The following is a 25,923-nucleotide window of genomic DNA, read 5'->3' as shown; positions in this document are numbered from 1 at the left end:
ATTGCGGTGACCGATGGCCTCAAGGGCATGCCCGAGGCGCTGGCTGCCGTATTTCCGGCAACAACGCTGCAAACCTGCATCGTTCACCTGATCCGCAATAGCCTCGATTATGCGAGCTGGAAAGACCGCAAATCGCTCGCTGCCGCGATCCGGCCGATCTACACCGCACCGAGCGCCGAAGCCGCACAGGCCGAACTCGATAGCTTCGCCGCTGGACCATGGGGCCAGAAATTTCCGCCGGTCAGTGCAGCCTGGCGTAATGCCTGGGATCGCGTGATTCCGTTCTTTGCGTTTCCACCGGAAGTGCGCAAGGTGATCTATACAACCAACGCCATCGAGAACATCAACTCGCAACTACGCAAGATCATCAAGACCCGCGGGCACTTCCCGAGCGATGATGCCGCAACCAAACTTATCTGGCTGGCGCTGCGCAACATTACGGCCGATTGGGGGCGAGCGGCCAAGGACTGGAAGACAGCAATGAACCAATTCGCTATCCTTTACGCGGATCGATTCGTTCGACCGTCCGTGTAATTCTCAACTCGCCTTGAACACGGAAATTCTGACACCCCCCCTCGCCGACCACCGGCACCCTTACCGTCGGGCACCAAAGTTCTCTTAACTTCGATTTGCTCACCCCGCTTAGTAACGCCTATCTCGCACAGTCATGGAACGCGTTCCATCCTGGCAATATCGACAATCTCGCAAACTCGGCGACGTCATCGATCGACAATGCGATCAAGTATCGTTCCGCGAACTATCACGGCCTCTCCGCAAGTTCGGTGTTCGGCCTTGGCAATACGGCCAATTTTGGCTTCGGCAACACCTTCAGCATCGGCGTCGATTTCGCGTCCGGGAATCTGAAAACGGCAGCCATTTTCTCCAACCAGCACAATCGCGCCTTTGGCGTCGCGGCAACAGGTCTCACCACATTTCAAGGAAGCGCAGCTTCTGCATACGTTGCAGACCATTCGCAGACATTCGGTGCAGGCCTTCTGTACACAGTCGGCAATCTTCGCGTACACGGGCTTTACACGCGCGTTCGCCTTGAAAAAGGCGCCGCCTCCGACGTCTACCAGACCTACGAGGCTGGTGCCGAGTACCAGCTAACGCTCTCCAATCAAGTGACTGGAGGCGTTGCGACGACAACGATGTCCGGTCACCGATGGTCGCAGGTCGAGGTGGGATACATCTACTCGCTGTCCAAGTCGACGCAACTGTATCTGCAAGCGCTGTGCGAGCACACCAACGCCGGAGCAAAGGCATATCTTTCGATCGCGGGGGCATCAAGCAATGAAAATCAGGTGCTTGTGCTGAGCGGCATGCACCATACTTTCTGAAGACATCAGGAATTCGGCCTCTGGCGGCGCCCGCCACCTCCCCCTGCGCGCACGGCGATACCCGCCCCCCCTGTTTCGCCTAAACTAGGCGGATCTCGTCTGCGCCGTTGGAACTCATGGCCCCTCGCGAATGCCGTCGTGACTCGATGCCAACCCCGTCTTCGGCCCCTTGCGTCGAACCGGCCGACACCGCGCCGTTGGAAGACCCGGCCTTGCTGCGGCGTCTGCTGCGCGCCAAAGACCGCATGGACTCGGCCTCGCACGAGGCCTGGCCCGTCAAGCGCCTGGCCGCGGTCAGCGGCACTTCCGAAGCGCACTTCGCGCGCTCGTTCAAGCGAGCCTTCGGCATTCCTCCACATCGCTACTTGCTGACACGGCGCATCGAGCAGGCCAACACGCTGTTGCGCGACACCGATCTGAGCATTACCGAGATTTCCTTTGCCACCGGCTGGGAGAGCGTTGGCACGTTCGGCCGCATCTTTCGCGACATCAATGGGCAAAGCCCAAGCACCGTTCGACAGTCGGCGCGGACCACCGCGCCCAACTGCCTGGATCGTGTTCCGGCCTGCGTCCTGAAAGCGGCGCAGCGGCCCGATCTCAAGATCGCAGTTTTGGAGAAGCGCCGCCGCGCGACCAAAGGTACAGTCCCTCCATCAACCAAGGAGGTCTTATGAAGCCAGGCATTCAAGTGGTCGGTGTGTACGTCGACGATCAGGATGAAGCGCTCGCGTTTTACGTCGAGAAGCTCGGATTCCGCGTTCACACGGACGTGCGCAACGGGCCATACCGTTGGCTCACGGTCCAGCATCCGGACCAGCCCTCGTTCCAGCTCGGCCTATTCGCCCCTGGCCCGCCCATCCACGACGACGCGACCGCGCAAACGTTGCGGGCGATGGTCGCCAAGGGCGCCATGCCGCCACTGGTGCTTCACGTATCGGACTGCCAGGATAGCTACGCCAGGCTGAAAGCCAGCGGCGTCGAGTTCACGCAGGCGCCGGTCGAGCGCTACGGCAGTGTCGACGCTGGATTTCGCGACCCGGCCGGCAATGGTTGGAAGATGATTCAAGCCTCGCCGGACGGTCAATGAACCGCCCGCGATGGCGTCGCTGTTCGACGTGACACCATCAATCCGGCCGCCGCCGAAACGCCCATCCACCGGCGGCGGCGGTCCCCGTGGCGACGATCGCGACCAGAACCCAGAAGCCATGCGGATGATCCGCCAGCGGTATACCGCCCACGTTCATGCCGAAGAAGCCCGCCACGATGTTGATGGGCAGGGCGAGCACGGTCACGACGGTGAGCGTATAGATCGTGCGCTCGGTGCGCTCGCTGACCATTGCCGCAATCTCTTCCTGCAGCAGCTTGATTCGCTCCAGCAAGGCCGACAAGTCATTGAGCACGACGGCAAATTCTTCGGTTGCCTGTCGAAACTCCTGCACGTCCTCGACATGCCCCCAGGGCGGAGGACGGCTCAGCAGACGAAAAAGCGCCGCCGGCTCCGGTGCCAGCAATCGCTGCAAGCGCACGAGCACCCGGCGCAACGACCCCAGATCGGCGCGATTGCTCTCGATACGCTGCTGCAATAGCCGGTCTTCGACCATATCCACGCGCCCGCTCGTCTCGCGCACGATGCGTTCGAGCACATCTGCCTGATCGCGCAGCAAATGCACGAGCAACGCCAGCGGCGAACGGAACGCTTCGCCACGTTTGACCGACGCGCGCAACTTATCGATGGATCGCAGCGGCTTCACCCGACCCGTCACCAGCAGCCGGGCATTGGCCGCGACACGCAGCGTCGAAATCTCCGACTGCGCGATGTCGAACGCGAAAATCACATCGTTGATGACGGCCAGCAGCCAGTCGTCGGAATGCTCGATGCGCGTGGAGCGCGAGCCTTCGCTCAGATGCTCGTAGAATTCGTCCGGCAAGCGCAGATGCTGCTGCAGCCACCGCTCGCACGCGGCATGCGCGAAGTTGAAATGCAGCCACATGAAGCCGGGCGCACGCTCGCCCTGCGCCAGCCACGCGAGGGCCTCGCCCGAATCGATGGGCTCAGGCGAGGTGCCGTCGGTGAATCGATAGCCATAGATCAGACCCGCCTGATCGCAGCCATAAGCGTTGTGAACCAAGTCGGCGAACATACGCGCGGTGTGTAGGCGAAAGTGGGGAACGGCGTGACCCGCGCCGCAGCGCGGACGGGCCTGACATCATGACCCCGTCACATGGCTGTTTTGTGACAATTCACATACTTCGCACACCGACTGCCAACGCCGCTTTCGCCCACCGGGCGGGGCTGACCGGGAACTCCTCGGCGCGGCGTTCGTCAACGCCATGCTAGTGTCATAAAATCGTCGCAGACTTTGGCTCACGCTCGGGTGCGCCCTGCACGCGGGACTACGCCGTGTGTCCGCCTGTCGTCACCCACGCTGGACGGGTGCCCTCCGTATTTTTTTTGGTCCGTAAGAGATCGTCGCCATGACCCAATTCGATTCCGATGCCGACCGCGACGCCTCGCTTGCGCGCCGCCTCCAAGATGATCTGATCGACAGCTACGATGAAGAGATCGAGATGGAGATCGACGATCTTCGTCTGCCCGGGCTGAATGACCTGAGCGCCGAGGCCCGCGGCGACCGCCTGCACTATTTCAGCGAACTGTTTCGTCTGCAGGGCGAACTCGTCAAATTGCAGGATTGGGTGATCCGCAGCCGCCATCGGCTCGTGGTGATCTTCGAAGGCCGCGATGCGGCCGGCAAGGGCGGCGCGATCAAGCGCATCACGCAACGGCTGAACCCTCGCGTGTGCCGCGTGGCCGCCCTGCCCGCCCCGAACGACCGCGAACGCACGCAGTGGTATTTTCAGCGCTACGTTCAGCATCTGCCCGCCGCCGGCGAAATCGTGCTGTTCGACCGTAGCTGGTATAACCGCGCCGGCGTGGAACACGTGATGGGGTTCTGCACCGAGAGCGAATACGAAGAATTCTTCCGCTCGGTGCCCGAGTTCGAAAAGATGCTCGTTCGCAGCGGTGTCCAGATCGTGAAGTACTGGTTCTCGATCTCGGACGATGAACAGGAGGCGCGCTTCCTCGCACGGATTCAGGACCCGCTCAAGCAATGGAAGCTCAGTCCGATGGACCTGGAAAGTCGCCGCCGCTGGGAAAGTTACACGCGCGCAAAGGAAGTGATGCTTGAGCGCACGCACATTCCGGAAGCCCCCTGGTGGGTCGTGCAGGCCGACGACAAGAAGCGCGCGCGCCTGAATTGCATGCATCACTTGCTCGCGCAAGTGCCGTATCACGACGTGGAGCGCTCGTCGGTGATATTGCCCGAACGCGCCCGCAGCGAAGACTATATGCGTCACCCGGTGCCGGATGAAATGATCGTGCCCGAGATTTACTGACGCGCCAGGATCGATGGCGGCTCAGCGCGACGGCACGCCGCCTGCGCCGCCCTAGCCACCCGAGGCATCACCTCAGCCGCCGGTAAGCCCAGGTGCGGGCATCACGGGCAAGCGCAGCGTGACACGAAGCCCGCCGTCCGGCGACGTCCCCAGCCGCACAGTGCCGCCCAGCCCCTCGACCAACCGTGCCACCAGCGACAGACCGAGTCCGCAATGGCCCTCGCCGCCGCGCGACGGATCGAGCCGCACGAACGGACGCATCGCCAGAGCCGCCTGATCGTCCGGAATCCCCGCGCCGCAGTCGCTGACTTCGATATATCCCACCGCCCCCTCGCACCAGGTCGCCAGACGCACGGGCGGTTCACCGTGCTCGAGCGCGTTGTCCACGAGATTCATCATCACCCGGTCGAGCAACGTGCGAGGCAACCGGAAACCCGGACCCGCGCGCAAATGGCTGGCGAACAGCGACGCGCTCTCGCTCGATTCGCGCGATTCGCTCAGACCACTCCGTGCGCTCGATGGTGTGGACGCGTCCAACGCGTTCGGCACCGGCGCAGCGTCATCGTGCTCGCCCTCACCCGCAGGAAATTGTTCGCACAAGAACGCGTCGACGCCCACGAGTGGACTCGTATCGGCTTCGTCGCGCGCATAGGCGAGGAACTGCTGGACGATGTGATCGATGGACGCGATGTCGCGCACAAACCCGTCGCGTGAGCTGTCGCTGTCGATCAAGTCGGCGCGAAGACGCAGACGCGTGAGCGGCGACTTCAGATCGTGGGCAATGCCCGCGAGCATGATCGCCTGGTTATCCTCCGCTTCCGCCAGGCGCTTGGCCATGTCGTTGAAAGCGTGCGTGAGGTCGCGCAACTCGTGCGGCCCTTGCTCGGGCAGCAGGGCCGGACGCCGTCCACGTGCGATCACACGCGCGGCCTGCGCCACGCGCGCGATCGGCCGCTGCATCTGCCAGGCCACCAGCAGCGCCAGCAACACCGCGCCGATCAGAATGCCCACCGTCTCGCGCACGAAGGGGGGCATCGGCGGCAAGTCGAGCGCGATGACGATCCACTCGCTATGGTGCGGCAGCAAGACCCACAAACTCCCGCGCTTGCGCTCGTCGACCATATGCAACTGCGTCCCCACCGGCAAGCGCGAGAGCAGCTCGTGACGCAGGCGCGCCGCGCGTTCGTCTTCTACGCGATCGGCAAACGTCGGCGCGTCGGCCAGCGGCACGCGACGCAGGCCATGCGGCGGCGCGAGGCTGCCGGGGTTCACGGCGCGTTGATCCACACTCTGGATGGCGATGAGCAGGCCGCGCGCGAACCCGTCCACCTGCTGACGCGGACGCTGATAGAACACCAGCGCACTCCATACGAGATGCATCACCAGCAAGACGGCAATGCCCAGCCCTGCCATGCGCGCAAAGAGCGAGTCGCGCAGCAGCCAACGCCGTTTCACGCCGCCGACTCCCGCCAGCCGCGCACCGTGCGCTTGACCACCGGCGCCGGCGAGGCGAGCGCCAGCCCGTCGTCGTGACCGCCTGCGCCGCCTGAACCGGACCGCTCACGCGAGTCGGACGTCGCGCTTTCGGACAATTCGCCGCCCGGCACGAAAACATAACCCTTGCTGCGGATCGTCTGGATATAGCGAGGCTCGGACGGATCGGCTTCCACGAGCCGTCGCAGACGCCACACCGGCACGTCCAGGCTGCGATCGCGAAATGTGATGCCGTCGCCATAGAGCATGGCGTGCAGCTTGACGCGCGGAAGTACCTGCATGGGGTGCTGCGTGAACGCCTTGAGCATGGCGAACTCGGTATCGCGCAGCGGCAAACGCTCGCCTTCGCGCTGCAACGTGCGCAGCGAGTAATCGAGTTCAAACGGACCGAAGCGGTACGGGGCGCGCGCGTCGGGGGCGCTGGCGGCCACCGGCCCGCGGCGGCGCAGCACAGCGTGAATCCGCGCGAGCAACTCCCGAGGATCGAACGGCTTGGCCAGATAGTCGTCCGCGCCCAGTTCCAGCCCGAGCGCCCGGTCGAGCGGCCCGCCACGCGCCGAGAGCATGATCACCGGGATGTCTTCGCCGGCCGCGCGCAAATCCTGCAACGCCCGCAAGCCGTCGCGCTCCGGCATCATGATGTCGAGCAGAATCACCGACGGCCGCTCGAGTTCGAGCCGGCGCAGCAGCGAGGCCCCGTTGTGCAGCACCGAGACCTGCATGCCGTTGGCATGCAGCAATTCGCGCAAGAGGTCGCGAACGACAGGATCGTCGTCGACCAGCAGAACATGCAGACTCATGAAATTCTCTCGGTGGTTTAAGTTTGTCGCCGAGCGGTCGCGGCTTGCGACAGTGTCACGGCACTTTCTTGCGTCACCGCGGACGGCGCTGAAGTCGTCGACAGCGCCCGTAGCGCATTCGTAAATCGATCCGGCGCCGACGACGCGCGACGCGTGCCGAGCGTCGCGGCGGGCCCCTGCCCCGGCAAACGCCAGGCGCGATGTGGCGCCGAACCCGGCGCGCCTATGCCTGTGGTCATGTCGTGTGCTCCCTTGGTGTCGAGATGCACCGAAGTGTGTGCGTTCATCCAGACCGGCATTGGCCGAAGCATCTTACAAAATGCAGCTCAATCCTTATTTCAGAAAGGATTGGAAAGGTGCCTCGGCATCGAGCGGCGCCATGACCACGAGGCAGCCCGAAGCGAGTCTTGCGTTTCACAGACGTTAAGCGATATAGCCAGCAATTATATTCATGTTAGCGCGATCGCATCCGCACTGCGATGTTGTCCCGTTACGCGGGATGGAGCTGGGCATCCGACATGCGCCGCGCAATCTCCACACTGTGCAGTCGCGTCGCGAGCATGCGGGTGACGAGCGTTGTCGTGATCGCGCCCCCCCTCGATGCGCGCCGGGCGCCCCGTCTCGCGGGGCTGACGGCGCTTCCGGACCTGCCCCGGGCGCGGGCGCGCCGGCGACACCGCAAAACTTCGGCCACGATCCGCGTCTGCACATTTTCGCGCCCATGGTCTCGACCGCCTACCCCGCTCGGGGCCGCCGTGCGCGAATCTGATTGGCAGGCCGGTGCGCATCCCGCACCGAAAACGCCTAGGCAAGGAGCGTCTTGACCAGTTCGTGCGTCGTAGGAACGTCAAACTTCTTCAAGAGCTTCCCCCGGAAGACCTCCACGGTTCGCGGGCTGATCCCCAGCACGATGCCAATTTCCTTGGCGGTCTGGTTCTGAATGAGCAATGCCGCCACATCGCGCTCGCGCTTCGTCATGGAATGCTTGGTTTCTGCGAGCCGCTTGTTGGCGGCACTTGCGCCACCCGACAGACTCATGCTCGCCCCCATCTCCGAAAAAAACCAGAGTGCCTCCCGGTACGGGTCGTCCCGGTGCTCGCTGACGCCGGTCACGTTCACCCAAAACAACTGCCCATCGAGCCGCAGCATGGCTCGCGGTTCCATGATTCGCCCGAACTTTTTCAGAGCGGGAATCACACGTGCACCAAATCGATCGAAGGCCACCTGGTTGGGGTACAGGATGCGAACCGACTGGCCGATCACGGCGTCGCCGCTCGTCCGAAACATGTCCAGAAATTGCTTGTTGCAGGCGGATATCACTCGCCTGCGGGTAACCATGAGCGCGACCGGTACATTCGCGAACACCTGTTCATAGTCGATCGGTTCAGACGCGAGCGCGCCGGCCGTCATGTCGTCCATGCCATCTCCTTGCCGTCAGGGTGATTCCGTACGTAATCGATACGTATATATATACGTATGCTGCACCACTAGACTCTTAAGTGCAATGTCGCTCAACTCATTGAATTGGAGTCATAAATGGACGATTACCAAAACCGCTCGTATGGGGCTGTCGGAATTGGCATGAAGGGGAAAGTCGGAATTGTCGTGGTGGACTATCAACTGGCCTTCACCGAGTCGAAATACCCGCTTGGCGGTGCGCCGCTGGTCATGCGTGGGCTTGCCAACACCGAGCGCCTGCTCAAGGTGGCCCGCGCGCACAACGTTCCGATCGCGACATGCTTCACCGCCTACAAAAATGAGCGCGACATGCCGTACTGGAAAATTGCCGCGGTTCGCGATCAGTTCAGGCTCGATCATCCCAGCTCGGCCCTCGACCCCCGGATCTACGACAAAGACTACGACGTGGTCGTGTGCAAGTATGGCCCGTCGATTTTCTTCCAGACGCCGGTTGTGCCGTACTTCGTGAAAGAGGGCGTCCAGACGGTCATCATCACGGGCTGCAACACGAGCGGATGCATTCGCGCGTCGACAATCGACAGCTTTCAATGGGGCTTTCGCACGATTGTTCCAGAAGACTGCGTTGGTGACATCGAGGAAGGTCCGCACCGCGACAATTTGCGCGACGTCGGCCGGCGCTATGCAGACGTGTCGAGCGCAGACGAAGTGATTGCCTATATCCGACAGTCGATGGCCTAAACGACGGCGCGCTCTCTCCCCCAACCGTGTCCGGTCCCGTCGCCAGCGATCGGTGACCGGCTCGCGCCCCCTGTCCTCATGGAGGGTTCCATGAATCAAACACACACTGTTGAGCGCACGCTCGAAGCGAACGAAGTCAACGAAAACGAGCGCAGCATCAAAACCATTGCCATCGCAAGCGTCATCGGCACGACGGTCGAATGGTACGACCTGTTCGTGTTCGCAACCGCCTCGGCGCTGGTGTTCAACAAGGTCTTCTTTCCAAGCTTTGTCCCGCTGATCGGCACTCTGCTCGCCTTCGGCACCTTCGCGTCCGCCTATCTTGCGCGAATGGTAGGTGCCGCGATGTTCGGCCATTTCGGCGATCGGCTGGGGCGCAAGTCGATGTTGCTCGTCTCGCTGGTCATGATGGGCATCTCCACGTTCTGCATCGGTCTGCTCCCCGATTACGCGTCGATCGGCCTCTGGGCGCCGCTTCTGCTCCTCACACTTCGCATCGTGCAGGGCCTGGCGCTCGGCGGCGAATGGGGCGGCGCGGTGTTGATGGCGGTCGAACACGCGCCCAAGCATCAGCGTGGGCTCTTCGGGTCATGGGTCCAGATCGGGGTGCCGGCAGGCACGTTGATCGCCAATCTCGTGTTTCTCTTGAGCAACGCCATGCTGCCCGATGGCGCCCTGCTCGCATGGGGTTGGCGCATCCCCTTCCTGGTCAGCGTATTGCTGGTCTTTGTCGGCCTCTACGTTCGACTGAACACCTCCGAGACGCCTTCGTTCCGTCGAATTCAGAAAGCCAATGCGCAGGTCAAGGTGCCGCTGGCCGCGTTGCTGAGCAAGCACTGGAAACGGGTACTGCTCGGCGGCATCGCCACCCTGTCGACGGGCACCTCCTTCAACCTGATCGTAGCGTTCGGGCTGACATATGGCACCCAAACCCTGGGCTTTTCGAGTAGCGCAATGCTGACGATCGCGCTCATCGCCTGCGCGCTTTGTCTCCTGTTGTTGCCCGCCTTTGGATGGCTCTCCGATCGGATCGGCCGCAGGCCCGTGATCATGGGCGGGATCCTCGCCGAGGCGCTGCTGGCATTTCCGCTGTTCTGGCTGCTCGACGCCCGCGAATTTTCCCTGGCGTTGCTCGGCTACTTGTTGATGATGACCGCCTTCGCTGCCAACTATGGACCGATCGCGACGTTTCTCGCGGAACCGTTCGGCCCAGAGATTCGCTACTCCGGCCTATCGGTGAGCTACATGCTGTCCGGCTTGCTGGGCAGCGCGGCGACCCCCATCGTCACGACGGCGTTGCTTTCCGCAACCGGGAAGGGATCGTCGGTCGCCTGGTTCATGGTGGGGTCGGCGGTCATATCGGCGACGGCGTTGTGGCGGCTTGGGGCGAGCGTGCCGAGCAGCGCCGCCACGTCGGGGTACTTCAGCCGATAGCCCAGTTCGCGCTTGAGCCGCGTGTTGGCGAGCCGTCGCGACTCCGACATGAACGACAGCAGCGTCGGTTCCAGCACGCGCCGGGCTTCGTCCCGCGAAATACGGGGCGGCCGGGGCAGTCCCAAGGCGTCCGCCACATGGTCGAAATACTCACCCATGCGCCATGCGGTGTCGTCGCTCGCATGCACGATGCGTTGCGGCTTGCCGCGCCACATGGCCCGCACCAGGATCGCCGCGAGATCGTCGGCGTGAATATGGTTGGTGAAAACGTCGTCGGACGCCTGCAACGCCGGGGTGCCTTTGTGCAACCGCGTGACCGGAAGACGGTCCGCCGCGTAAATCCCCGGAATGCGCACGAGCGTCGTTCGCCACGGCACACGCGCACGCTCGGTGAAACGCCAGACGGCAGGCGTGGCGCTCACCGATGTCGCACGGGCGCGTGCCGGGCCAGCGGCCTGTACACGATGCACGTCATGAGCGTGCCTCGACGGTCGGCCAAGCGAGCGCACCGTGCGTTCCGCGTCCACGCGACGCTGGCCTCGTGGCGAGCGCGGCCGCGGTGGCCGCGTTTCATCCACGTAGGCGCCGCCGCAGTCGCCATAAACCCCGCTGGTGCTCGCGTAGACCAGAATGCGACGCGGCGCTTGAGGCAGGCGCGACACAGCGCGCCGCCCTCCCTCGGGTACAATTGTGAGCTTCGGCGGCCGGGCAAGCGCCGCGCGCAAACGGCGGGTACGCCGGTCCTGGGTACCGCTGCCGGCGACCCCCGCGGGCGGGGCGAGATGCAACACGCGCGGTGCCAGACGGCCAATGCGGCGCAGGCTTGCCGCGTCGTCCAGATTCGCGACAACCGGCACGGCCCCCGCCGCGCGCAACGCCGCATGACGGGCATCGCTGGACGTGACGGCAAAGACTCGAAAGTGTTTGACGAGCGCCGGCAGCGCACGCATGCCGACGTCGCCGCAGCCCACCACCAGCAGGCGCGGGCGACCGAAGGGTTTTGACGGATTATTCATTTTTCGGATTGTAGTATGGCTTACAACGTTACCCTCGTGCCGAGCGGGCGCGAGTTCCAGGTCGAAGACGGCGAAGCCGTGCTCAGCGCTGCGCTGCGTCAGGGTATCGGCCTGCCGTACGGCTGCAAAAACGGCGGTTGCGGTTCCTGCAAGGCCAAGCTGGTCGAGGGCAGCGTCGAGCACGGCGCGCATTCCAGCTCCGCACTCTCCAAGGACGAGGAAACGCGTGGCTTTGCGCTGCTCTGCTGTGCGCACGCCAAGGGCAACCTCGTGATCGAATGCCGTGAGGTCAAAGGCATCGGCGACATTCCGGTCAAGCGCCTGCCATGCCGCGTGAATGCACTGGAGCGCCGCGCCGACGACGTCATCGTCATGCGCCTGCAACTGCCCGCCAACGAGCGTTTTCAATATCTCGCCGGGCAGTACATCGAGTTCATTCTGAAAGACGGTAAGCGCCGCAGCTATTCGATGGCGACCGCGCCGCACGAGGAAGGCTTCCTCGAGCTTCACCTGCGTCACATGCCCGGCGGTGTATTCACCGACCACGTCTTCAATCAAATGAAGGAACGCGAAATCCTGCGCTTCGAAGGCCCCCTCGGCACGTTCTTCCTGCGTGAAGACACCGACAAGCCGATCGTGCTGCTCGCGTCGGGCACCGGCTTCGCGCCGATCAAGGCCATCGTCGAACACGCGGTACACAAGGGACTGAGGCGCCCCATGACCCTGTACTGGGGCGCGCGACAGTTGAAGGACATTTACCTGCGCGAGCTGGCCGAACAGTGGGCGCGCGAGATTCCCGGCTTCAAGTTCGTGCCGGTGCTCTCCGACGCCGCGCCGGAAGACCAGTGGCAAGGCCGCACGGGGTTCGTGCATCGTGCCGTGGTGGAAGACCTGCCGGATCTGTCGGACTACGAGGTCTACGCCTGCGGTGCCCCCGTGATGGTGGAATCGGCGCGCCGCGACTTCATCGCGCATCACCACCTGCCCGACGCGGCATTCTTCGCCGATGCGTTCACCACCGAGGCCGACAACCCGGGTGGCGGTCTGTGAGCCGCACGAATCGAGCGATGCTGACCGGGCGCCACGCGGCGCGCACGCCACAGTGCGCGCGAACCCTTTGACAAGCGCCGCGTCACCGACTTATGCTTGCCGACATGAACCTGATTGCCATCGCCTCGATCCGACGTCGCCATACGCTGCCCCAACCGGGATGCCGCGCGGCACGCTATCGACTGCGATAACTCGCAAGTTCTCAAACACAGCGAAGCCACGGGTAGCCCCCGTGGCTTTTTTTATTGTTCCGTCTCGCCCATCCTTGTCCTTCGGAGACCGTCATGTCGCTTGCCAACCCGTCCGCCGCTGCATCGCCCATTGCGTCCGCCGCCCCCAAGGGGGCACGTCACGCCAGGTTTGCCGAATTTCGCACCCAGGCGCTGCTGCCCATCACGTCGCGCCCCGACCTCGTGTTCACACACGGCAAGGGCGGCTGGCTGTATGACCACGAGGGCAAGCGATATCTCGACTTCATTCAGGGCTGGGCCGTCAACAGCCTCGGCCATTGTCATCCGGTGATGCGCGATGCGCTCGCCACGCAAAGCGGACTGCTGCTCAATCCCAGCCCGGCCTACTACAACGTGCCGATGATCGAGCTGGCCGGCCTGCTCGCCACGCTCTCGGGACTCGGCAAGGTCTTCTTCGCGAACAGCGGCGCCGAGGCGAACGAGAGTGCGATCAAGCTCGCCCGCAAGTGGGGCCAACTACATCCGAACCCATCGGGCGGTGCTCGTTTCGAGATCATCACGTTCAAGGATGCCTTCCACGGCCGCACGCTCGCCACCATGTCGGCGAGCGGCAAGCCCGGCTGGGACACGATCTTCGCACCACAGGTGCCGGGCTTCCCGAAGGCCGAGCTGAACAATATCGCCTCCGTCGAAGCGCTCATCGGCCCCGACACCGTCGCGGTGATGCTCGAACCGATTCAGGGCGAAGCCGGTGTCGTGCCGGCCACCGACGCGTTTCTGAAGGAACTGCGCACACTCACGAAATCGCGCGGACTGCTGCTGATCGTGGATGAAGTGCAGACCGGCTGCGGGCGCACCGGCACCCTCTTCTCGCATCAGCAGGCAGGCATCGTGCCCGACATCATGACGCTCGGCAAAGGCATTGGCGGCGGCGTGCCGCTCGCGGCGATGCTCTGCGGCGACGAATTCGCGGTCTTCCAGCCGGGCGATCAGGGCGGCACGTACAACGGCAACCCGCTCACGTGCGCCGTCGGACTCGCGGTCATGCGCACGGTCAGCGCACCGGGCTTCCTCGAATTCGTCCGCGCCCAGGCCGACTACCTGAGTGCCGGATTGCAGCATCTGTCGTCGCGTTACGGTGGCGAGGGCGAGCGCGGTGCAGGCCTGCTGCGGGCACTGCTGCTCGGCCGCGACATCGGCCCGCAACTGGTCGAAGCGGCGCGCGAGATGACTCCCGAGGGGCTGCTGCTCAATGCTGCGCGTCCGAACCTGTTGCGCTTCATGCCCGCACTGAACGTAAGCCGCGACGAAATCGACCAGATGCTCTCGATGCTCGACACGCTGCTCGCCAAGCATGCCTGACGAATCGTCTCGATGCGCGTCGCGATATGCCCGGCACTTGCCGGGCGGTGCGGCGCTCAACCCATCTCACAGGAGGCACCGTCAATGAACGATCTGAGTCACGCGCATCCGACACCGCCGGCCGACGCCATCGTCGATATTTCGTCCGACCCGGCGCGGCTCGACATCGGCTTCATCCATCACGCGCTCTCGACGCAAACGTACTGGGCGAAGGACATCCCACGCGTGACGCTCATGCGCGCCATCTCGCACTCCCTGTGCTTCGGGGCCTATGCCACGCAAGTCGAAGGCGGCGCGGCGCGTCAGGTGGGCTTCGCACGCGTGATTACCGATCGTGCAACGTTCGCCTATCTGGCCGACGTGTTCGTCGATCCGTCGATGCGCGGGCTCGGCATCGGCAAGCGGTTATGCGAGAACGTGCTGGCCCATCCCGCCTTGCAAGGGCTGCGGCGCTTTCTGCTCGCCACCACCGACGCGGCGGGCCTTTATGCCCGCTACGGATTCGAACCGCTCGACCCGGTGAACAAGATGATGCAGATCCATCGCCCCGACATCTACACCAGCCAACAGGAGGCGCCATGATCGCCATGCCCGCCGACATTCACATTCGCGGCTTCGACGACACCGATACCGACGCCGTGCTCGCCCTCTGGCGCGACGCATTTCCCGAATATCTCTCGGCCGACAAACCGCACCGCGAGCCACGCCGCTCGATCGCCAACAAGGTCGCCATGCGTGACGGGTTGTTCTTCGTCGCCGTACGCGAGCAGACAATCGTGGGCACCGTCATGGCCGGGTATGACGGCCACCGCGGCTGGGTCTACTCCCTGGCGGTAGGGCGTGCGCTGCGACGTCGCGGCGTGGCAAGCGCCCTGCTTCGCCACGCAGAATGCGCGCTGGCCGAACGAGGCTGCCTCAAGCTCAACTTGCAAGTGCTCACGCAATCGCGCGATGCGCTGGCGTTCTATACCGCGCACGGCTATGCGGCCGACAATGTCGTGAGCCTCGGAAAGCGGCTGCCGCTCGCGCAGGGCGCGGGGGCTCGACCGTAACGTTCGACCGCAAAGATCGACGAAAAACACAAAGGGCGCCGGAGTTGCCTTCGGCGCCCTTTGATCGTCGTCCGGCTCACGCCGGACGCTCATGCTCGCTTATTCCCCCAGATACGCGGCGCGCACCTTCGGATCGTCGAGCATGTCTTTCGCATCACCGGTCATGGTGACCAGACCGCTGTCCATCACGTAGGCACGGTGCGCGGCCTGGAGCGCCAGGCGCGCGTTCTGCTCCACGAGCAGCACGGTCACCCCTTCGCCCGACACCGTACGCACCACCTCGAAGATCTTCTCCACCATGATCGGCGAGAGTCCCATCGACGGCTCGTCGAGCAGCAGCAGCTTGGGCTGGCTCATGAGCGCGCGCGCCATGGCAAGCATCTGCTGCTCACCGCCCGACAACGTGCCCGCGAGCTGGTCACGACGCTCCTTCAGCCGCGGAAAGATGCCGAACATCTTGTCGACGTCCTGCTTGATCCCCGCGGTGTCGTTGCGCAGATACGCCCCCATCTGCATGTTCTCGAGAATGGTCATGCGCGTGAAGATGCCGCGCCCTTCCGGCACCATCGCGAGCCCCCGCTTGAGCAGATCGAACGCTTTCACACCGCGAATCGACTTGCCCAGATACTCGATGTCGCCATCGGCCCAAGGCAGCAGACCGGTGATCGCCTTCATCGTGGTCGTCTTGCCTGCGCCGTTCGCGCCAATCAGCGTGACCAGTTCGCCCGGCTGGATGCTCAGGTCGATCCCCTTGACCGCCTTGATCCCGCCGTAAGCGACTTTCAGGCCCTTGATCGTCAACATTGCGCTCATCAATGGCCTCCCGAACCCAGATACGCTTCAATCACCGCCGGATTTTTCTGCACATCCTGCGGCAAACCCTCGGCAATCACCTTGCCGTAGTCCAGCACCGTCATGCGGTTGCACAAGCCCATCACCAGCTTCACGTCGTGCTCGATGAGCAGGATCGTCTTGCCGTCGCTACGGATCTTGTCGAGCAAGCCGCGCAGCTCCACTTTCTCGGTCGCATTCATGCCCGCGGCCGGCTCGTCGAGCGCGAGCAACTTCGGGTCGGTCGCCAACGCACGCGCAATCTCCAGACGGCGCTGGTGGCCGTACGAGAGGTTCGCCGCCGTGTAGTTGGCATACTTCGCCACGCCCACATAGTCGAGCAACTCCATCGCGCGATCGCGAATGGCACGCTCCTCGGCCTTCGCACCCGGGTAACGGACGATCGCGCCGATCACGCCCATCTTGGTTCGCACGTGACGGCCGACCATCACGTTCTCGACCACGGTCATGCCGCCGAACAGGCGGATGTTCTGGAACGTACGGGCAATCCCCGCCTTCGCCACTTCGTGCACGGCGGTCGGCTTGTAGGCCGAACCGTCGAGCCTGAATTCGCCGGAGTCCGGCGTATAGAGGCCGGTGATCACATTGAAGAACGTGGTCTTGCCGGCACCGTTCGGGCCGATCAGCCCGTAGATTTGCCCCGGCTTGATCTCCAGACCCACATCGGTGAGGGCCTGCAGACCGCCGAAGCGCTTGTTCACGCCCTTGACGGACAGAAGAATTTGTTCGCTCATAGTCAGGTCATCTCCCTCAACTTACAGTGTCCGCTCTTCTGGACGCGGCGACGGCCACAGGCCGGCCGGACGGTACAGCATGATCAGGATCATGGCCAGACCGTACAGCAACTGCCGGATCACTTCGGGATCGACAATGACGCTACCAAACAGGCTCGTCTGCAACGGACCCATGGTCGAGCGCAGGATTTCCGGGAAGGCCGAGAGCAGGATACCGCCCAGGATCACGCCCGGAATGTGGCCCATGCCGCCGAGCACCACCATCGAGAGCACGATGATCGACTCCCAGAAGGTGAACGACTCGGGCGAGACGAAGCCCTGGAACGCCGAGAACATGCCGCCGGCCACCCCCCCGAACGACGCGCCCATGGCAAACGCGAGCAGCTTGATGTTGCGTGTATTGATACCCATTGCCTTGGCGGCGACTTCGTCTTCACGGATGGCCACCCAGGCGCGTCCGATGCGCGAGTGCTGCAAACGCACGCAGACGAACGCGATTAACAGCGCCAGGAAGACGAACAGGTAGTAATACATGTACACCGAGTTGACCTGGATCCCGAAGATGTTGTGCGCCTTCGAGAAGTCGAAGCCGGCGAACGATGCCGGTTCGATGCCAGTGATCCCCTTGGGGCCGTTGGTGATGTTCACCGGCCGGTCCAGGTTGTTCATGAAGATACGGATGATCTCGCCGAAGCCCAGCGTCACGATGGCCAGGTAGTCGCCGCGCAAACGCAGCGTCGGCGCACCGAGCAGGATGCCGAACGTGGCGGCGACCGCTGCCCCGATCGGAATCGTGAACCACACCGGCACGTGCAGCCCGCCGGGGAACAGATGCGCAATCCACGCAAAATGTTCGGTGAGGTGCGGCGAGCTGAGGAAAGCGGTGACGTACGCGCCCACGGCATAGAACGCGATGTAGCCCAAGTCGAGCAGGCCGGCGAAGCCCACCACGATGTTCAGACCCAGCGCGAGCATGATGTAGAGCAGCGCGAAGTCGAGTACGCGCACCCAGTAGTTGCCACCGGCATAGCCGACGAGCACCGGCGCGACAATCGCCGCGATGAGGAAGAATGCTAGGCCGCGATAGGCCTTGCGCGTGGCCGCCGCCGCAGAGATCTGCGTGGCCTCGCCAGTGGAGGTTTGCACGGGTTGATTCATGATGTCGTCTCTCCCCGCTTATGCACGATCCGCCACGCGCTCGCCGAGCAAACCACTCGGACGGAACACGAGCACCGCGATCAGGACAATGAAAGCGAACACGTCCTGATAGTTACTGCCGAACACACCACCGGTCAGATCCCCGATGTACCCCGCGCCGAGCGCTTCAATGAGGCCGAGCAGCACACCACCGACCATCGCGCCCTGCAGATTGCCGATACCGCCCAGCACCGCCGCCGTGAACGCTTTCATCCCGGGAATGAAACCCATGTAGAAGTGCACGTTGCCGTAGTTCGACGCCATCATCACGCCCGCGAGCGCCGCAAGTCCGCCGCCCAGCGCGAACGTTGCAGAGATCACGAAGTTCGGGTTCACGCCCATGAGGCCGGCGACGTTGCGATTTTCCGCGGTCGCCCGCATGGCGCGGCCGAGCTTGGTACGGTTCACGAGCTGCGTGAGACCGAACATCACGAGAAAGGCAACGACCACGATCACGACACCTGTGCCGTTGGTCACGGCGCCGATTTGGTCGCCGCGCTGCGGGATCACGGTCATGGCGTCGGTCGGCAGCAATTGCGGGAACGAGAGCGGGTTGCGCGACCAGATCAGCATGGCGATGGTCTGCAAGAGCAGCGACACACCGATCGCGGTGATCAGCGGCGCCAGACGCGGCGCGTTGCGCAACGGCCGATAAGCCACGCGCTCGATCACGAAATTGGTCAAGGCACACACGGGCATACACACGAGCGTGGCAATGGCCAACATGAGCGCCGGGTTCATGTCCGGCGCGATTTTCATCAACAGATTGATAGTGGATAGCGCAACCATCGCGCCGATCATCATCACGTCGGCGTGGGCGAAATTAATGATGCCCAAAATGCCATAGACCATCGTATAGCCCAGTGCAATGATCGCGTAGACGCTGCCAAGCACGAGGCCGTTCAAGATTTGTTGGATAAAGATATCCATGAAGCTAACTCCTTGTCCCGAGAACGGGCTCTCGACACGCTTGCCCGATCGGGCGCGCGAGGGGGTCGAGAGAATTGCGGGTAATGAGGCGTAATCCTGTGTCAGGAGGGGGGGCCGTGCCCGTCATGCAGGCACGGCGTATTTCCGCAGAGATCGAAACGGCACCGAACGGGTAGGCAGCGGTGCCGTTTCATGGCGCAAATGCCTTAGAGTTACATCTTCACCACGTCAAGCACGCTCTTCTTTTTGTCCTTGAAGTTGTAGAGCGTGATCACCGGTTCCTTCATGTCGCCCTTGCTGTCGAAGGCGATGTGGCCGATAACACCCTTGTAGTCGGTGGCCGGCATGGCGGCCAGGATCTTGGCCGGATCGGTCGAGTTGGCACGCTTCATGGCGTCAATGATCACGTTGACAGCGTCATACGTGAACGGCGCGTAGATCTGGATCGGCTGGTTGAAACGGGCTTCATAACGCTTCGCGAAGTCCGCGCCGCCTTCCATCTTCGACAGCGCCATACCCGCTTCCGAGCAGACGATGTTGTCGATCGCGTCGCCGGCCAATTCGGCCACCTTGTCGGTACACACGCCGTCGCCGGCAAGCACCTTGGCACCAATGCCCAGTTCCTTCGACTGCTTGGCGAACGGGCCGCCGGTCGCATCCATACCGCCGTACATGATGATGTCCGGACGCTCACCCTTGATCTTCGTCAGAATCGCGCGGAAGTCCGTGGCCTTGTCATTGGTCGCGTCGTGCGAGAGCACCTTCAGGCCGTTGGCCTTCGCGGTCTTCTCGAACTCGTCGGCCAAGCCCTTGCCGTAGGCCGTTGCGTCATCGACGATGGCCACCGACTTGGCGCCCAATGCCTTGGTCGCGTAGTTGGCCAGTGCCGGGCCCTGCTGAGCGTCGGTAGCCACTACACGATAGGCCGTCTTGAAGCCCTGCTGGGTGTAGGCCGGGTTAGTGGCCGACGGGGAGATCTGCACGATGCCAGCATCGCTATAGATCTTCGAGGCCGGGATCGTGGTGCCCGAATTCAAGTGGCCCACCACGGCAACGACCTTCTCGTCGACGAGCTTCTGGGCGACCTGCGTTGCGGTCTTCGGATCGGCCGCGTCATCTTCGGCGAGCAGTTCGAGCTTGACCGGCTTGCCGTCGATGGTCAGGCCCGCCTTGTTGGCTTCTTCGATAGCGAGGCGTGCACCATTTTCGTTATCTTTGCCCAAGTGAGCAATTTGGCCCGTCAGCGGCGCAACGTGACCAATTTTAACTACAACCGCATCGCCGCCCCCGCTGGCGGCAGTCGTCGCGGCGGGTGCCGAAGCGGCGCCCGAATCGGCCTGCTTTTCTTCCTTCTGACCGCATGCCGCCAACAGCGTCACTGCGGCAACGACGGGCAGTACCTTCGCGAACTTGAGTTGCATGTGATTATCTCCAGATTGTCGGCGGATGAATAACGCCAGTAACGCCAATTCAACGTTTCGTATGCGAAACGCGCGCATTGTAACTCCATTCTTTGCGGATGCGATGCTCGCCGCCACAGGGTTTTCCATAATGGAGGCCTAAGGTTTTATACCGACTTGTGCAACCCGATTTTTTCAAAAGCGCAACCCCAGATTGGTTAAAGGTTTTACACACTGTGCTCGCCGGCCCGGGTAGCGTCATGGTGCAACCGATGCACCAGTCATGGGCTCGGACGCTGCAATAACTAGATATGCAAGTTGCATGCCCGCGCGATCTGGAGCGCTTCATCTAATTAAGTGAATAAATAAATAATTGATTTCCGGGAAACCGAGTGTTAAACATTCAACCAATTCTGTACTCGCTGAATTGCGAGTCGCGTCGACAAGTTTTATCTAATAAGACGCCAAAATTGGTGAAATGCGTCGCGCGGATTTTCTGCGAAATTCAATTCTATTTTGCGCAGGTGCCGCACGCAAAATCCCGACCACGATCTGCAATTCGGTGAGCGACGCGGCGCTTACGCCGGGGAGGGCCGACGCACGGGGTCGCGGGGAGTCCTGCGTGGGGAGGGGTGGCGCGCGAAGGAGGCACAAAAAAACCGGGGCCATGCAATATGGCACCCGGTTTGCCAGCCATGCGGGGTTACCGCTGGCCGATCGGCGTTGTTGCGACGACGGCGCTTAGCCGGCGGTCACGGGCGCAAGGCCCTTGGGAAGCGGAAACGCAATATTTTCTTCCACGCCATCGAGCACCTTGACCTGATTGACGCCCAGCTCACGCAGACGCGAGACGATCGATTGCGCCAGCACTTCCGGGGCCGATGCCCCTGCCGTCACGCCAATCCGCCGTTTGCCGTCGAACCACTCCGGCTTGAGTTGCTCCGGGGCATCGATCATGTAGGCGGGCACGCCCATCTTCTCGGCCACTTCGCGCAGGCGATTGGAGTTGGAACTGTTCGGGCTGCCGACGACCACGACCACGTCGCACTGCGGCGCCATGAACTTCACGGCATCCTGGCGATTCTGCGTGGCGTAACAAATATCCTGCTTCTTCGGCTCGGTAATCGACGGGAAGCGCTGCTTGAGTGCGTTGATCACCTCGGCGGCGTCGTCGACGGACAGCGTCGTCTGCGTCACATAGGCCAGCTTGCTCTCGTCTGCGACTTGCAGCGCCAGCACGTCATCGATCGTCTCGACGAGGAACATGCCCTCGCCCGACTGGCCCATCGTGCCCTCCACTTCCGGGTGACCCTTGTGGCCGATCATGATGATCTCCAGCCCGTGGCTGCGCATCTTTGCAACTTCGACGTGCACCTTGGTGACGAGCGGGCAGGTCGCGTCGAAGATGCGCAGGCCGCGCGCTTCCGCTTCGGCACGCACCGCCTGAGATACACCATGGGCGCTGAAAATCAACGTGTTACCTGCCGGTACGTCGGTCAGCGCCTCGACGAAAATCGCGCCCTTCTTGCGCAGGTTGTCGACGACATAGGCGTTGTGCACGATCTCGTGGCGCACGTAAATCGGCGCGCCATACATCGCGAGCGCGCGCTCGACAATCTCGATCGCACGGTCGACGCCCGCGCAAAAGCCGCGCGGCTGGGCCAGCAGAATTTCCGCATCCGACAGGGTCGGTGCTACGACTTGGGTGGCGCTCATTTCGATTCCTACAGAATGCCGATAATCTGGACTTCGAACACGATCGGCTGACCGGCCAGCGGGTGGTTGAAGTCGAACAAGGCCCAGCCGTCGCCCAACTCTCGCAGGATGCCCGCATAGCGGCCGCCGCTCGGCGCGTTGAACTCGACCAGATCGCCAACGTTATAGGCTTCGCCAAAATTGCTGTTTTCCTGCAACGTCTTCATTGAAACGCGTTGCAGCAGCTCCGGGTTGCGCGGGCCGAACGCCTGCTCCGGCGCCAGCTCGGTCCGGCGACGCTCCCCCACCGTCATCCCCAGCAGCGACTGTTCCAACGTTGGCGCCATCTGGCCGCCGCCGAGTTGCAGCGTCGCCGGCGTACCTTCAAAAGTGTTGACAATGTCCGCGCCGTCGGGTGCGGCGATCCGGTAGTGGAGCGTCAGATAGGAATCGTCTTGAACCACAGGGGTTACGGCAGAACTCATGGGGGTCTCACAGCAAGGTCAAGCTAATATTGTAAAGGACGGCGCGTTGCGCGTCCGGCTCCCCATCGAAGCAGCCTCGATTTTTTCCTGTCGACGGCATTGTTTGTGATTCGTGACACCCGCGATCATGCGCGCGACCGTGTCTCCTTTGGAGTCGTCATGTCCATCGCTCAATGGCCGCTCGCCGAGCGTCCCCGTGAAAAAATGCTGGCCCGCGGCGCCGGTGCGCTGTCCGATGCCGAGTTGCTCGCCATTCTGTTGCGGACGGGCTCGCACGGGCGCAATGCCGTCGATCTCGGCCGCGAATTGCTGGCGCGAAGCGGATCGCTCACCCGGCTGCTCGCCACGCCCTTCGAGACGTTGCGGCAAATTCCCGGGCTAGGTCAGGCCAAAATTCTGCAATTTCAGGCGGCCCTCGAAGTGGCGCGCCGCATGCTGGGAGAAAGCATGCAGTCCGGCAATCTGCTCGATTCTCCGGCGCGCGTGCACGACTATCTGCGCCTCACGTTGCAGGATCGGTCGCGCGAGCGCTTCGCGTGCCTCTTTCTGGACGCCGCGCACCGGCTGATCAGCACGCGCGTCATGTTCGAGGGAACGCTCAACCAGACCTGCGCGTATCCGCGCGAGATCGTGCGCGCCGCGCTCGACGTCCACGCGGCGGCCGTCATCGTCGCGCACAATCACCCGTCCGGCGTTCCTACCCCGAGTGCGGCCGATCTGGCGCTCACTCGCCAGTTGGGCGACGCGCTGGCGCTGCTGGAAATCCGGCTGCTCGACCACTTCATCGTGGCCGGAACCCGCGTGTATTCACTCGCGGAGAATGGCGACCTGTGACACCCCACAACAACATCTGCACAGAATTTTGGCAGTTGGGTCGCGTTCGCGGAGCGCTTGCGCTATAATCCGTCCCTTCCCGAATCTCCGACAGACGTTTCCCGCCAGGGACTCGCATCCTGCATCGCGAAAGCGATTGATTTGTCTGGGATTTTTGTGGTATCATCGCGGTCTGTCTTTTCGACTCACCTTTTTTTACACAGAATTCTGGGTTAGGAGTGCTTCATGGCACGCGTATGTCAAGTGACCGGGAAAGCGCCGATGGTCGGCAATAACGTTTCCCACGCCAACAACAAAACCAAGCGTCGTTTTCTTCCGAACTTGCAAAATCGCCGGTTCTGGGTAGAGACCGAAAACCGCTTTGTGCGCCTGCGCATTTCGAAGGCCGGCCTGCGCCTGATCGACAAGAACGGCATCGACGCCGTTCTGGCGGACCTGCGTTCGCGCAACGCCATCTAAGTTTTAGGAGATCATCATGGCAAAAGGCGCTCGCGACAAGATTAAGCTGGAATCGACCGCTGGCACGGGTCATTTCTACACGACCACCAAGAACAAGCGTACCCATCCGGAAAAGATGGAAATCAGCAAGTTCGATCCGGTGGCTCGTAAGCATGTGGCTTACAAGGAAACCAAGATCAAATAAGATCAACAGGTTTTCTCGCAGCGGTTCGCTGCTGCGTTCGATACCCCGCCTCAGGCGGGGTTTTTCGTTTGGGCGTCCCGAAATTCGCAACGCTACGCTATGCGTAGTCACGCAACACAGAATTTCTCCGATGTGCGCATAGGGTCATGTGTCGCGCGCGTATTGACTCGCTATACTGGCTCATTTCCCATCACGAGAATCGCACCACGCCCGTGGCGTTGATTCCAGAGAGCGCGCGTATCATGAATTTCGATGTCGTCATCGTCGGCAGTGGGCTCGCCGGCCAGTCCGTTGCCCTGCATCTGGCCAAAACCTGCCGCGTAGCACTGGTCGCCAAACGTCCCATGCCCGAAGGGGCGAGCGACTGGGCACAGGGCGGCATCGCCGCCGTGCTCGACTCGACCGATAGCGTCGACGAGCATGTTGCGGACACCCTCATCGCCGGCGCCGACCTGTGCGACGAAGCCGCCACGCGATTCATCGTCGAACACAGCCGCGAAGCCATCGAATGGCTCATCGCGCAAGGCGTGCCGTTCACCCGCGACGACGCCGCCGAACTCGGCTTCCATCTCACGCGCGAAGGCGGCCATCGCCATCGCCGCATCATTCATGCCGCCGACGCCACCGGGCACGCCGTGATCGCCACGCTCACCGAACGCGTGCGCCAGCATCCAAATATCACCGTCTTCGAGAATCATTTCGCGGTCGATCTGATCACCTCCGACCGCGCCGATGCCGCACCGACGGCCGGGCGCCATTGCCAAGGCCTTTACGTGCAGGATCTCGGCACCGGCGAGGTCCACGCCATGACGGCGCGGCACACGGTGCTGGCCACGGGCGGTGCCGGCAAGGTGTATCTCTACACCACGAATCCCGACACCGCGACCGGCGACGGCATCGCCATGGCCTGGCGCGCCGGTTGCCGTATCGCAAACATGGAGTTCATCCAGTTTCACCCGACCTGCCTCTATCATCCGTACGCCAAGTCGTTCCTGATCACGGAAGCCGTGCGTGGTGAAGGCGGACGCCTGGTGTTGCCCGACGGTACTCGCTTCATGCCGCAACACGACCCGCGCGCCGAGCTGGCACCGCGCGACATCGTGGCTCGCGCCATCGACTTCGAGATGAAGAAGCACGGTCTGGACTGCGTGTATCTCGACATCAGCCACCAAAGCCCCGAATTTCTGAACGAGCATTTCCCCACGATTCTGGCGCGCTGTGCCGAACTGGGCATCGATATCACGAAGCAACCGATTCCGGTAGTGCCCGCAGCGCACTACACGTGCGGCGGCATCGTCACCGACATGCGCGGCCGCACGGACCTGCCTGGACTCCATGCCGTCGGCGAAGCCACCTACACCGGCTTGCATGGTGCCAACCGTCTCGCCAGCAACTCGCTGCTTGAATGCCTGGTGCTTGGCAAGGCGACTGCCGAAGATATCCAACGCGGGGAAGCGACGCCACCGCCGGCAGGCGACGTCCCGGCATGGGATGAAAGCCGTGTCTCGGATGCCGATGAGGAAGTGGTGGTCGCCCATAACTGGGACGAACTGCGTCGCATGATGTGGAACTACGTTGGCATTGTGCGCACGACCAAGCGGCTGGAGCGGGCGCAGCATCGTATCGCCCTGCTGCGCGAGGAAATTGCCGAGTACTACGCCAACTTCCGCGTGAGCCGCGATCTGCTGGAATTGCGCAACCTGGTCGACGTGGCGTCGTTGATCGTTGACAGTGCCCTGTCGCGCCACGAGAGTCGCGGCCTGCACTTCTCCCGAGACTTCCCCGACACCCTGCCGAAGGCCCTGCCGACAGTGCTTTCGCCCGTGTTACCGCGTCGCGATCGCTGATCGGCAACTGATCG

The 25,923-nt window shown here is 62.7% G+C and carries 25 protein-coding genes and 2 pseudogenes; 15 read left to right on the top strand and 12 right to left on the bottom strand.

Annotated elements, in window-relative coordinates; all coding sequences use genetic code 11:
- From PSO31014_RS06505 to PSO31014_RS06490, 4 genes and pseudogenes are all read left to right on the top strand, one after another.
- On the top strand, positions 1 to 534 hold a 534-nt coding region (locus PSO31014_RS06505), incomplete at its 5' end, for an IS256 family transposase (RefSeq protein ID WP_150550827.1).
- Positions 535 to 596: 62 nt separating this feature from the next.
- A pseudogene (locus PSO31014_RS06500) lies at positions 597 to 1,340 on the top strand (porin); the annotation flags it as partial.
- Between the two features lie 146 nt (positions 1,341 to 1,486).
- The gene (locus tag PSO31014_RS06495) at positions 1,487 to 2,014 is read left to right on the top strand and encodes a helix-turn-helix domain-containing protein (RefSeq protein ID WP_150550826.1); all 528 of its coding nucleotides are present in this window, start codon (positions 1,487 to 1,489) and stop codon (positions 2,012 to 2,014) included.
- Positions 2,011 to 2,427, top strand: a complete 417-nt coding sequence (locus tag PSO31014_RS06490) for a VOC family protein (protein ID WP_150550825.1) — start codon at positions 2,011 to 2,013, stop codon at positions 2,425 to 2,427. The genes PSO31014_RS06495 and PSO31014_RS06490 overlap by 4 nt, the downstream gene beginning before the upstream one ends.
- Before the next feature lie 37 nt (positions 2,428 to 2,464).
- Here PSO31014_RS06490 and PSO31014_RS06485 read toward each other — a convergent pair whose 3' ends face one another.
- Positions 2,465 to 3,481, bottom strand: coding sequence for a transporter (locus PSO31014_RS06485; RefSeq protein ID WP_150550824.1), 1,017 nt, complete (start codon positions 3,479 to 3,481; stop codon positions 2,465 to 2,467).
- Between the two features lie 334 nt (positions 3,482 to 3,815).
- On the opposite strand from PSO31014_RS06485, the gene ppk2 reads away from it, so the two are divergent.
- Entirely contained in the window at positions 3,816 to 4,736 is a 921-nt protein-coding gene (ppk2, locus tag PSO31014_RS06480; RefSeq protein WP_150550823.1) for a polyphosphate kinase 2, read from the top strand.
- A gap of 72 nt (positions 4,737 to 4,808) precedes the next feature.
- Here the strand turns inward: ppk2 and PSO31014_RS06475 are convergent, their stop codons facing one another.
- The 3 genes from PSO31014_RS06475 to PSO31014_RS06465 form a co-directional block, all read right to left on the bottom strand.
- On the bottom strand, positions 4,809 to 6,191 hold the full coding sequence (locus PSO31014_RS06475) for an ATP-binding protein (RefSeq protein ID WP_246176306.1): 1,383 nt from the start codon (positions 6,189 to 6,191) through the stop codon (positions 4,809 to 4,811).
- Positions 6,188 to 7,030 carry a response regulator gene (locus tag PSO31014_RS06470; protein WP_150550822.1) on the bottom strand — a complete coding sequence of 281 codons (843 nt, stop codon included), beginning with the start codon at positions 7,028 to 7,030 and terminating at the stop codon, positions 6,188 to 6,190. The genes PSO31014_RS06475 and PSO31014_RS06470 overlap by 4 nt, the downstream gene beginning before the upstream one ends.
- A gap of 804 nt (positions 7,031 to 7,834) precedes the next feature.
- The gene (locus PSO31014_RS06465) at positions 7,835 to 8,449 is read right to left on the bottom strand and encodes a LuxR C-terminal-related transcriptional regulator (RefSeq protein ID WP_150550821.1); all 615 of its coding nucleotides are present in this window, start codon (positions 8,447 to 8,449) and stop codon (positions 7,835 to 7,837) included.
- 117 nt (positions 8,450 to 8,566) lie between these two features.
- On the opposite strand from PSO31014_RS06465, the gene PSO31014_RS06460 reads away from it, so the two are divergent.
- Both PSO31014_RS06460 and PSO31014_RS06455 read left to right on the top strand, forming a co-directional pair.
- Complete coding sequence (locus PSO31014_RS06460; protein WP_150550820.1) at positions 8,567 to 9,187, top strand: isochorismatase family protein; 621 nt, start codon at positions 8,567 to 8,569, stop codon at positions 9,185 to 9,187.
- A gap of 78 nt (positions 9,188 to 9,265) precedes the next feature.
- Positions 9,266 to 10,525: pseudogene (locus PSO31014_RS06455) on the top strand (MFS transporter); the annotation flags it as partial.
- On the opposite strand, the gene PSO31014_RS06450 reads toward PSO31014_RS06455, so the two are convergent.
- Positions 10,429 to 11,637, bottom strand: coding sequence for a Rossmann-fold NAD(P)-binding domain-containing protein (locus PSO31014_RS06450; RefSeq protein ID WP_246176298.1), 1,209 nt, complete (start codon positions 11,635 to 11,637; stop codon positions 10,429 to 10,431). The pseudogene PSO31014_RS06455 and the gene PSO31014_RS06450 overlap by 97 nt on opposite strands.
- Before the next feature lie 15 nt (positions 11,638 to 11,652).
- Between PSO31014_RS06450 and PSO31014_RS06445 the strand changes: the two genes are divergently transcribed.
- From PSO31014_RS06445 to PSO31014_RS06430, 4 genes are all read left to right on the top strand, one after another.
- Positions 11,653 to 12,687, top strand: coding sequence for a CDP-6-deoxy-delta-3,4-glucoseen reductase (locus PSO31014_RS06445; RefSeq protein WP_150550818.1), 1,035 nt, complete (start codon positions 11,653 to 11,655; stop codon positions 12,685 to 12,687).
- A 284-nt stretch (positions 12,688 to 12,971) separates the two neighbouring features.
- On the top strand, positions 12,972 to 14,240 hold the full coding sequence (locus tag PSO31014_RS06440; RefSeq protein WP_246176297.1) for an acetylornithine transaminase: 1,269 nt from the start codon (positions 12,972 to 12,974) through the stop codon (positions 14,238 to 14,240).
- 84 nt (positions 14,241 to 14,324) lie between these two features.
- Positions 14,325 to 14,822, top strand: a complete 498-nt coding sequence (locus PSO31014_RS06435; RefSeq protein ID WP_150550817.1) for a GNAT family N-acetyltransferase — start codon at positions 14,325 to 14,327, stop codon at positions 14,820 to 14,822.
- Positions 14,819 to 15,292 carry a GNAT family acetyltransferase gene (locus tag PSO31014_RS06430; RefSeq protein WP_150550816.1) on the top strand — a complete coding sequence of 158 codons (474 nt, stop codon included), beginning with the start codon at positions 14,819 to 14,821 and terminating at the stop codon, positions 15,290 to 15,292. The genes PSO31014_RS06435 and PSO31014_RS06430 overlap by 4 nt, the downstream gene beginning before the upstream one ends.
- Before the next feature lie 99 nt (positions 15,293 to 15,391).
- On the opposite strand, the gene PSO31014_RS06425 is transcribed toward PSO31014_RS06430, so the two are convergent.
- The 7 genes from PSO31014_RS06425 to PSO31014_RS06395 form a co-directional block, all read right to left on the bottom strand.
- The gene (locus PSO31014_RS06425) at positions 15,392 to 16,105 is read right to left on the bottom strand and encodes an ABC transporter ATP-binding protein (protein ID WP_017232794.1); all 714 of its coding nucleotides are present in this window, start codon (positions 16,103 to 16,105) and stop codon (positions 15,392 to 15,394) included.
- On the bottom strand, positions 16,105 to 16,878 hold the full coding sequence (locus tag PSO31014_RS06420) for an ABC transporter ATP-binding protein (protein ID WP_150550815.1): 774 nt from the start codon (positions 16,876 to 16,878) through the stop codon (positions 16,105 to 16,107). The genes PSO31014_RS06425 and PSO31014_RS06420 overlap by 1 nt, the downstream gene beginning before the upstream one ends.
- 21 nt (positions 16,879 to 16,899) lie before the next feature.
- A complete protein-coding gene (locus PSO31014_RS06415) occupies positions 16,900 to 18,036 on the bottom strand; it encodes an ABC transporter permease subunit (RefSeq protein ID WP_174976412.1) in 1,137 nt (378 codons plus the stop codon).
- A gap of 18 nt (positions 18,037 to 18,054) precedes the next feature.
- Positions 18,055 to 19,005, bottom strand: coding sequence for a branched-chain amino acid ABC transporter permease (locus PSO31014_RS06410; RefSeq protein ID WP_150550814.1), 951 nt, complete (start codon positions 19,003 to 19,005; stop codon positions 18,055 to 18,057).
- 212 nt (positions 19,006 to 19,217) lie between these two features.
- Entirely contained in the window at positions 19,218 to 20,426 is a 1,209-nt protein-coding gene (locus PSO31014_RS06405; protein WP_150550813.1) for a branched-chain amino acid ABC transporter substrate-binding protein, read from the bottom strand.
- A gap of 720 nt (positions 20,427 to 21,146) precedes the next feature.
- Positions 21,147 to 22,121, bottom strand: a complete 975-nt coding sequence (ispH, locus tag PSO31014_RS06400; protein ID WP_150550812.1) for a 4-hydroxy-3-methylbut-2-enyl diphosphate reductase — start codon at positions 22,119 to 22,121, stop codon at positions 21,147 to 21,149.
- An 8-nt stretch (positions 22,122 to 22,129) separates the two neighbouring features.
- The gene (locus PSO31014_RS06395) at positions 22,130 to 22,585 is read right to left on the bottom strand and encodes an FKBP-type peptidyl-prolyl cis-trans isomerase (protein WP_130026832.1); all 456 of its coding nucleotides are present in this window, start codon (positions 22,583 to 22,585) and stop codon (positions 22,130 to 22,132) included.
- Between the two features lie 159 nt (positions 22,586 to 22,744).
- On the opposite strand from PSO31014_RS06395, the gene radC reads away from it, so the two are divergent.
- The 4 genes from radC to nadB all read left to right on the top strand — a co-directional run bounded on the left by radC (position 22,745) and on the right by nadB (position 25,909).
- The gene (gene radC, locus PSO31014_RS06390) at positions 22,745 to 23,419 is read left to right on the top strand and encodes a RadC family protein (RefSeq protein WP_150550811.1); all 675 of its coding nucleotides are present in this window, start codon (positions 22,745 to 22,747) and stop codon (positions 23,417 to 23,419) included.
- Positions 23,420 to 23,644: 225 nt separating this feature from the next.
- A complete protein-coding gene (gene rpmB / locus PSO31014_RS06385) occupies positions 23,645 to 23,878 on the top strand; it encodes a 50S ribosomal protein L28 (RefSeq protein ID WP_017232786.1) in 234 nt (77 codons plus the stop codon).
- 16 nt (positions 23,879 to 23,894) lie between these two features.
- A complete protein-coding gene (gene rpmG / locus PSO31014_RS06380) occupies positions 23,895 to 24,062 on the top strand; it encodes a 50S ribosomal protein L33 (RefSeq protein WP_017232785.1) in 168 nt (55 codons plus the stop codon).
- A gap of 242 nt (positions 24,063 to 24,304) precedes the next feature.
- Complete coding sequence (nadB, locus tag PSO31014_RS06375) at positions 24,305 to 25,909, top strand: L-aspartate oxidase (protein ID WP_150550810.1); 1,605 nt, start codon at positions 24,305 to 24,307, stop codon at positions 25,907 to 25,909.
- The last annotated feature ends 14 nt before the right edge of the window (positions 25,910 to 25,923 follow it).

It is taken from the genome of Pandoraea soli (genome assembly GCF_902459595.1).
In the GTDB taxonomy this organism is placed as follows: Bacteria; Pseudomonadota; Gammaproteobacteria; order Burkholderiales; family Burkholderiaceae; genus Pandoraea; species Pandoraea cepalis.
Note: the sequence above shows the minus strand (reverse complement) of the source record. Positions and strands in the feature narration are given on the sequence as shown.

What these genes read in the sequence shown, in the direction of transcription:
- PSO31014_RS06405 (WP_150550813.1), bottom strand. Translation starts at nt 20,426, where the DNA reads ATGCAACTCAAGTTCGCGAAGGTACTGCCCGTCGTTGCCGCAGTGACG.
- PSO31014_RS06415 (WP_174976412.1), bottom strand. Translation starts at nt 18,036, where the DNA reads ATGAATCAACCCGTGCAAACCTCCACTGGCGAGGCCACGCAGATCTCT.
- PSO31014_RS06465 (WP_150550821.1), bottom strand. Translation starts at nt 8,449, where the DNA reads ATGGACGACATGACGGCCGGCGCGCTCGCGTCTGAACCGATCGACTAT.
- PSO31014_RS06425 (WP_017232794.1), bottom strand. Translation starts at nt 16,105, where the DNA reads ATGAGCGCAATGTTGACGATCAAGGGCCTGAAAGTCGCTTACGGCGGG.
- PSO31014_RS06410 (WP_150550814.1), bottom strand. Translation starts at nt 19,005, where the DNA reads ATGGATATCTTTATCCAACAAATCTTGAACGGCCTCGTGCTTGGCAGC.
- PSO31014_RS06420 (WP_150550815.1), bottom strand. Translation starts at nt 16,878, where the DNA reads ATGAGCGAACAAATTCTTCTGTCCGTCAAGGGCGTGAACAAGCGCTTC.
- PSO31014_RS06490 (WP_150550825.1), top strand. Translation starts at nt 2,011, where the DNA reads ATGAAGCCAGGCATTCAAGTGGTCGGTGTGTACGTCGACGATCAGGAT.
- PSO31014_RS06395 (WP_130026832.1), bottom strand. Translation starts at nt 22,585, where the DNA reads ATGAGTTCTGCCGTAACCCCTGTGGTTCAAGACGATTCCTATCTGACG.
- PSO31014_RS06470 (WP_150550822.1), bottom strand. Translation starts at nt 7,030, where the DNA reads ATGAGTCTGCATGTTCTGCTGGTCGACGACGATCCTGTCGTTCGCGAC.
- radC (WP_150550811.1), top strand. Translation starts at nt 22,745, where the DNA reads ATGTCCATCGCTCAATGGCCGCTCGCCGAGCGTCCCCGTGAAAAAATG.
- PSO31014_RS06445 (WP_150550818.1), top strand. Translation starts at nt 11,653, where the DNA reads ATGGCTTACAACGTTACCCTCGTGCCGAGCGGGCGCGAGTTCCAGGTC.
- PSO31014_RS06450 (WP_246176298.1), bottom strand. Translation starts at nt 11,637, where the DNA reads ATGAATAATCCGTCAAAACCCTTCGGTCGCCCGCGCCTGCTGGTGGTG.
- PSO31014_RS06485 (WP_150550824.1), bottom strand. Translation starts at nt 3,481, where the DNA reads ATGTTCGCCGACTTGGTTCACAACGCTTATGGCTGCGATCAGGCGGGT.
- ppk2 (WP_150550823.1), top strand. Translation starts at nt 3,816, where the DNA reads ATGACCCAATTCGATTCCGATGCCGACCGCGACGCCTCGCTTGCGCGC.
- PSO31014_RS06435 (WP_150550817.1), top strand. Translation starts at nt 14,325, where the DNA reads ATGAACGATCTGAGTCACGCGCATCCGACACCGCCGGCCGACGCCATC.
- rpmG (WP_017232785.1), top strand. Translation starts at nt 23,895, where the DNA reads ATGGCAAAAGGCGCTCGCGACAAGATTAAGCTGGAATCGACCGCTGGC.
- rpmB (WP_017232786.1), top strand. Translation starts at nt 23,645, where the DNA reads ATGGCACGCGTATGTCAAGTGACCGGGAAAGCGCCGATGGTCGGCAAT.
- PSO31014_RS06495 (WP_150550826.1), top strand. Translation starts at nt 1,487, where the DNA reads ATGCCAACCCCGTCTTCGGCCCCTTGCGTCGAACCGGCCGACACCGCG.
- nadB (WP_150550810.1), top strand. Translation starts at nt 24,305, where the DNA reads ATGAATTTCGATGTCGTCATCGTCGGCAGTGGGCTCGCCGGCCAGTCC.
- PSO31014_RS06440 (WP_246176297.1), top strand. Translation starts at nt 12,972, where the DNA reads ATGTCGCTTGCCAACCCGTCCGCCGCTGCATCGCCCATTGCGTCCGCC.
- PSO31014_RS06430 (WP_150550816.1), top strand. Translation starts at nt 14,819, where the DNA reads ATGATCGCCATGCCCGCCGACATTCACATTCGCGGCTTCGACGACACC.
- PSO31014_RS06460 (WP_150550820.1), top strand. Translation starts at nt 8,567, where the DNA reads ATGGACGATTACCAAAACCGCTCGTATGGGGCTGTCGGAATTGGCATG.
- ispH (WP_150550812.1), bottom strand. Translation starts at nt 22,121, where the DNA reads ATGAGCGCCACCCAAGTCGTAGCACCGACCCTGTCGGATGCGGAAATT.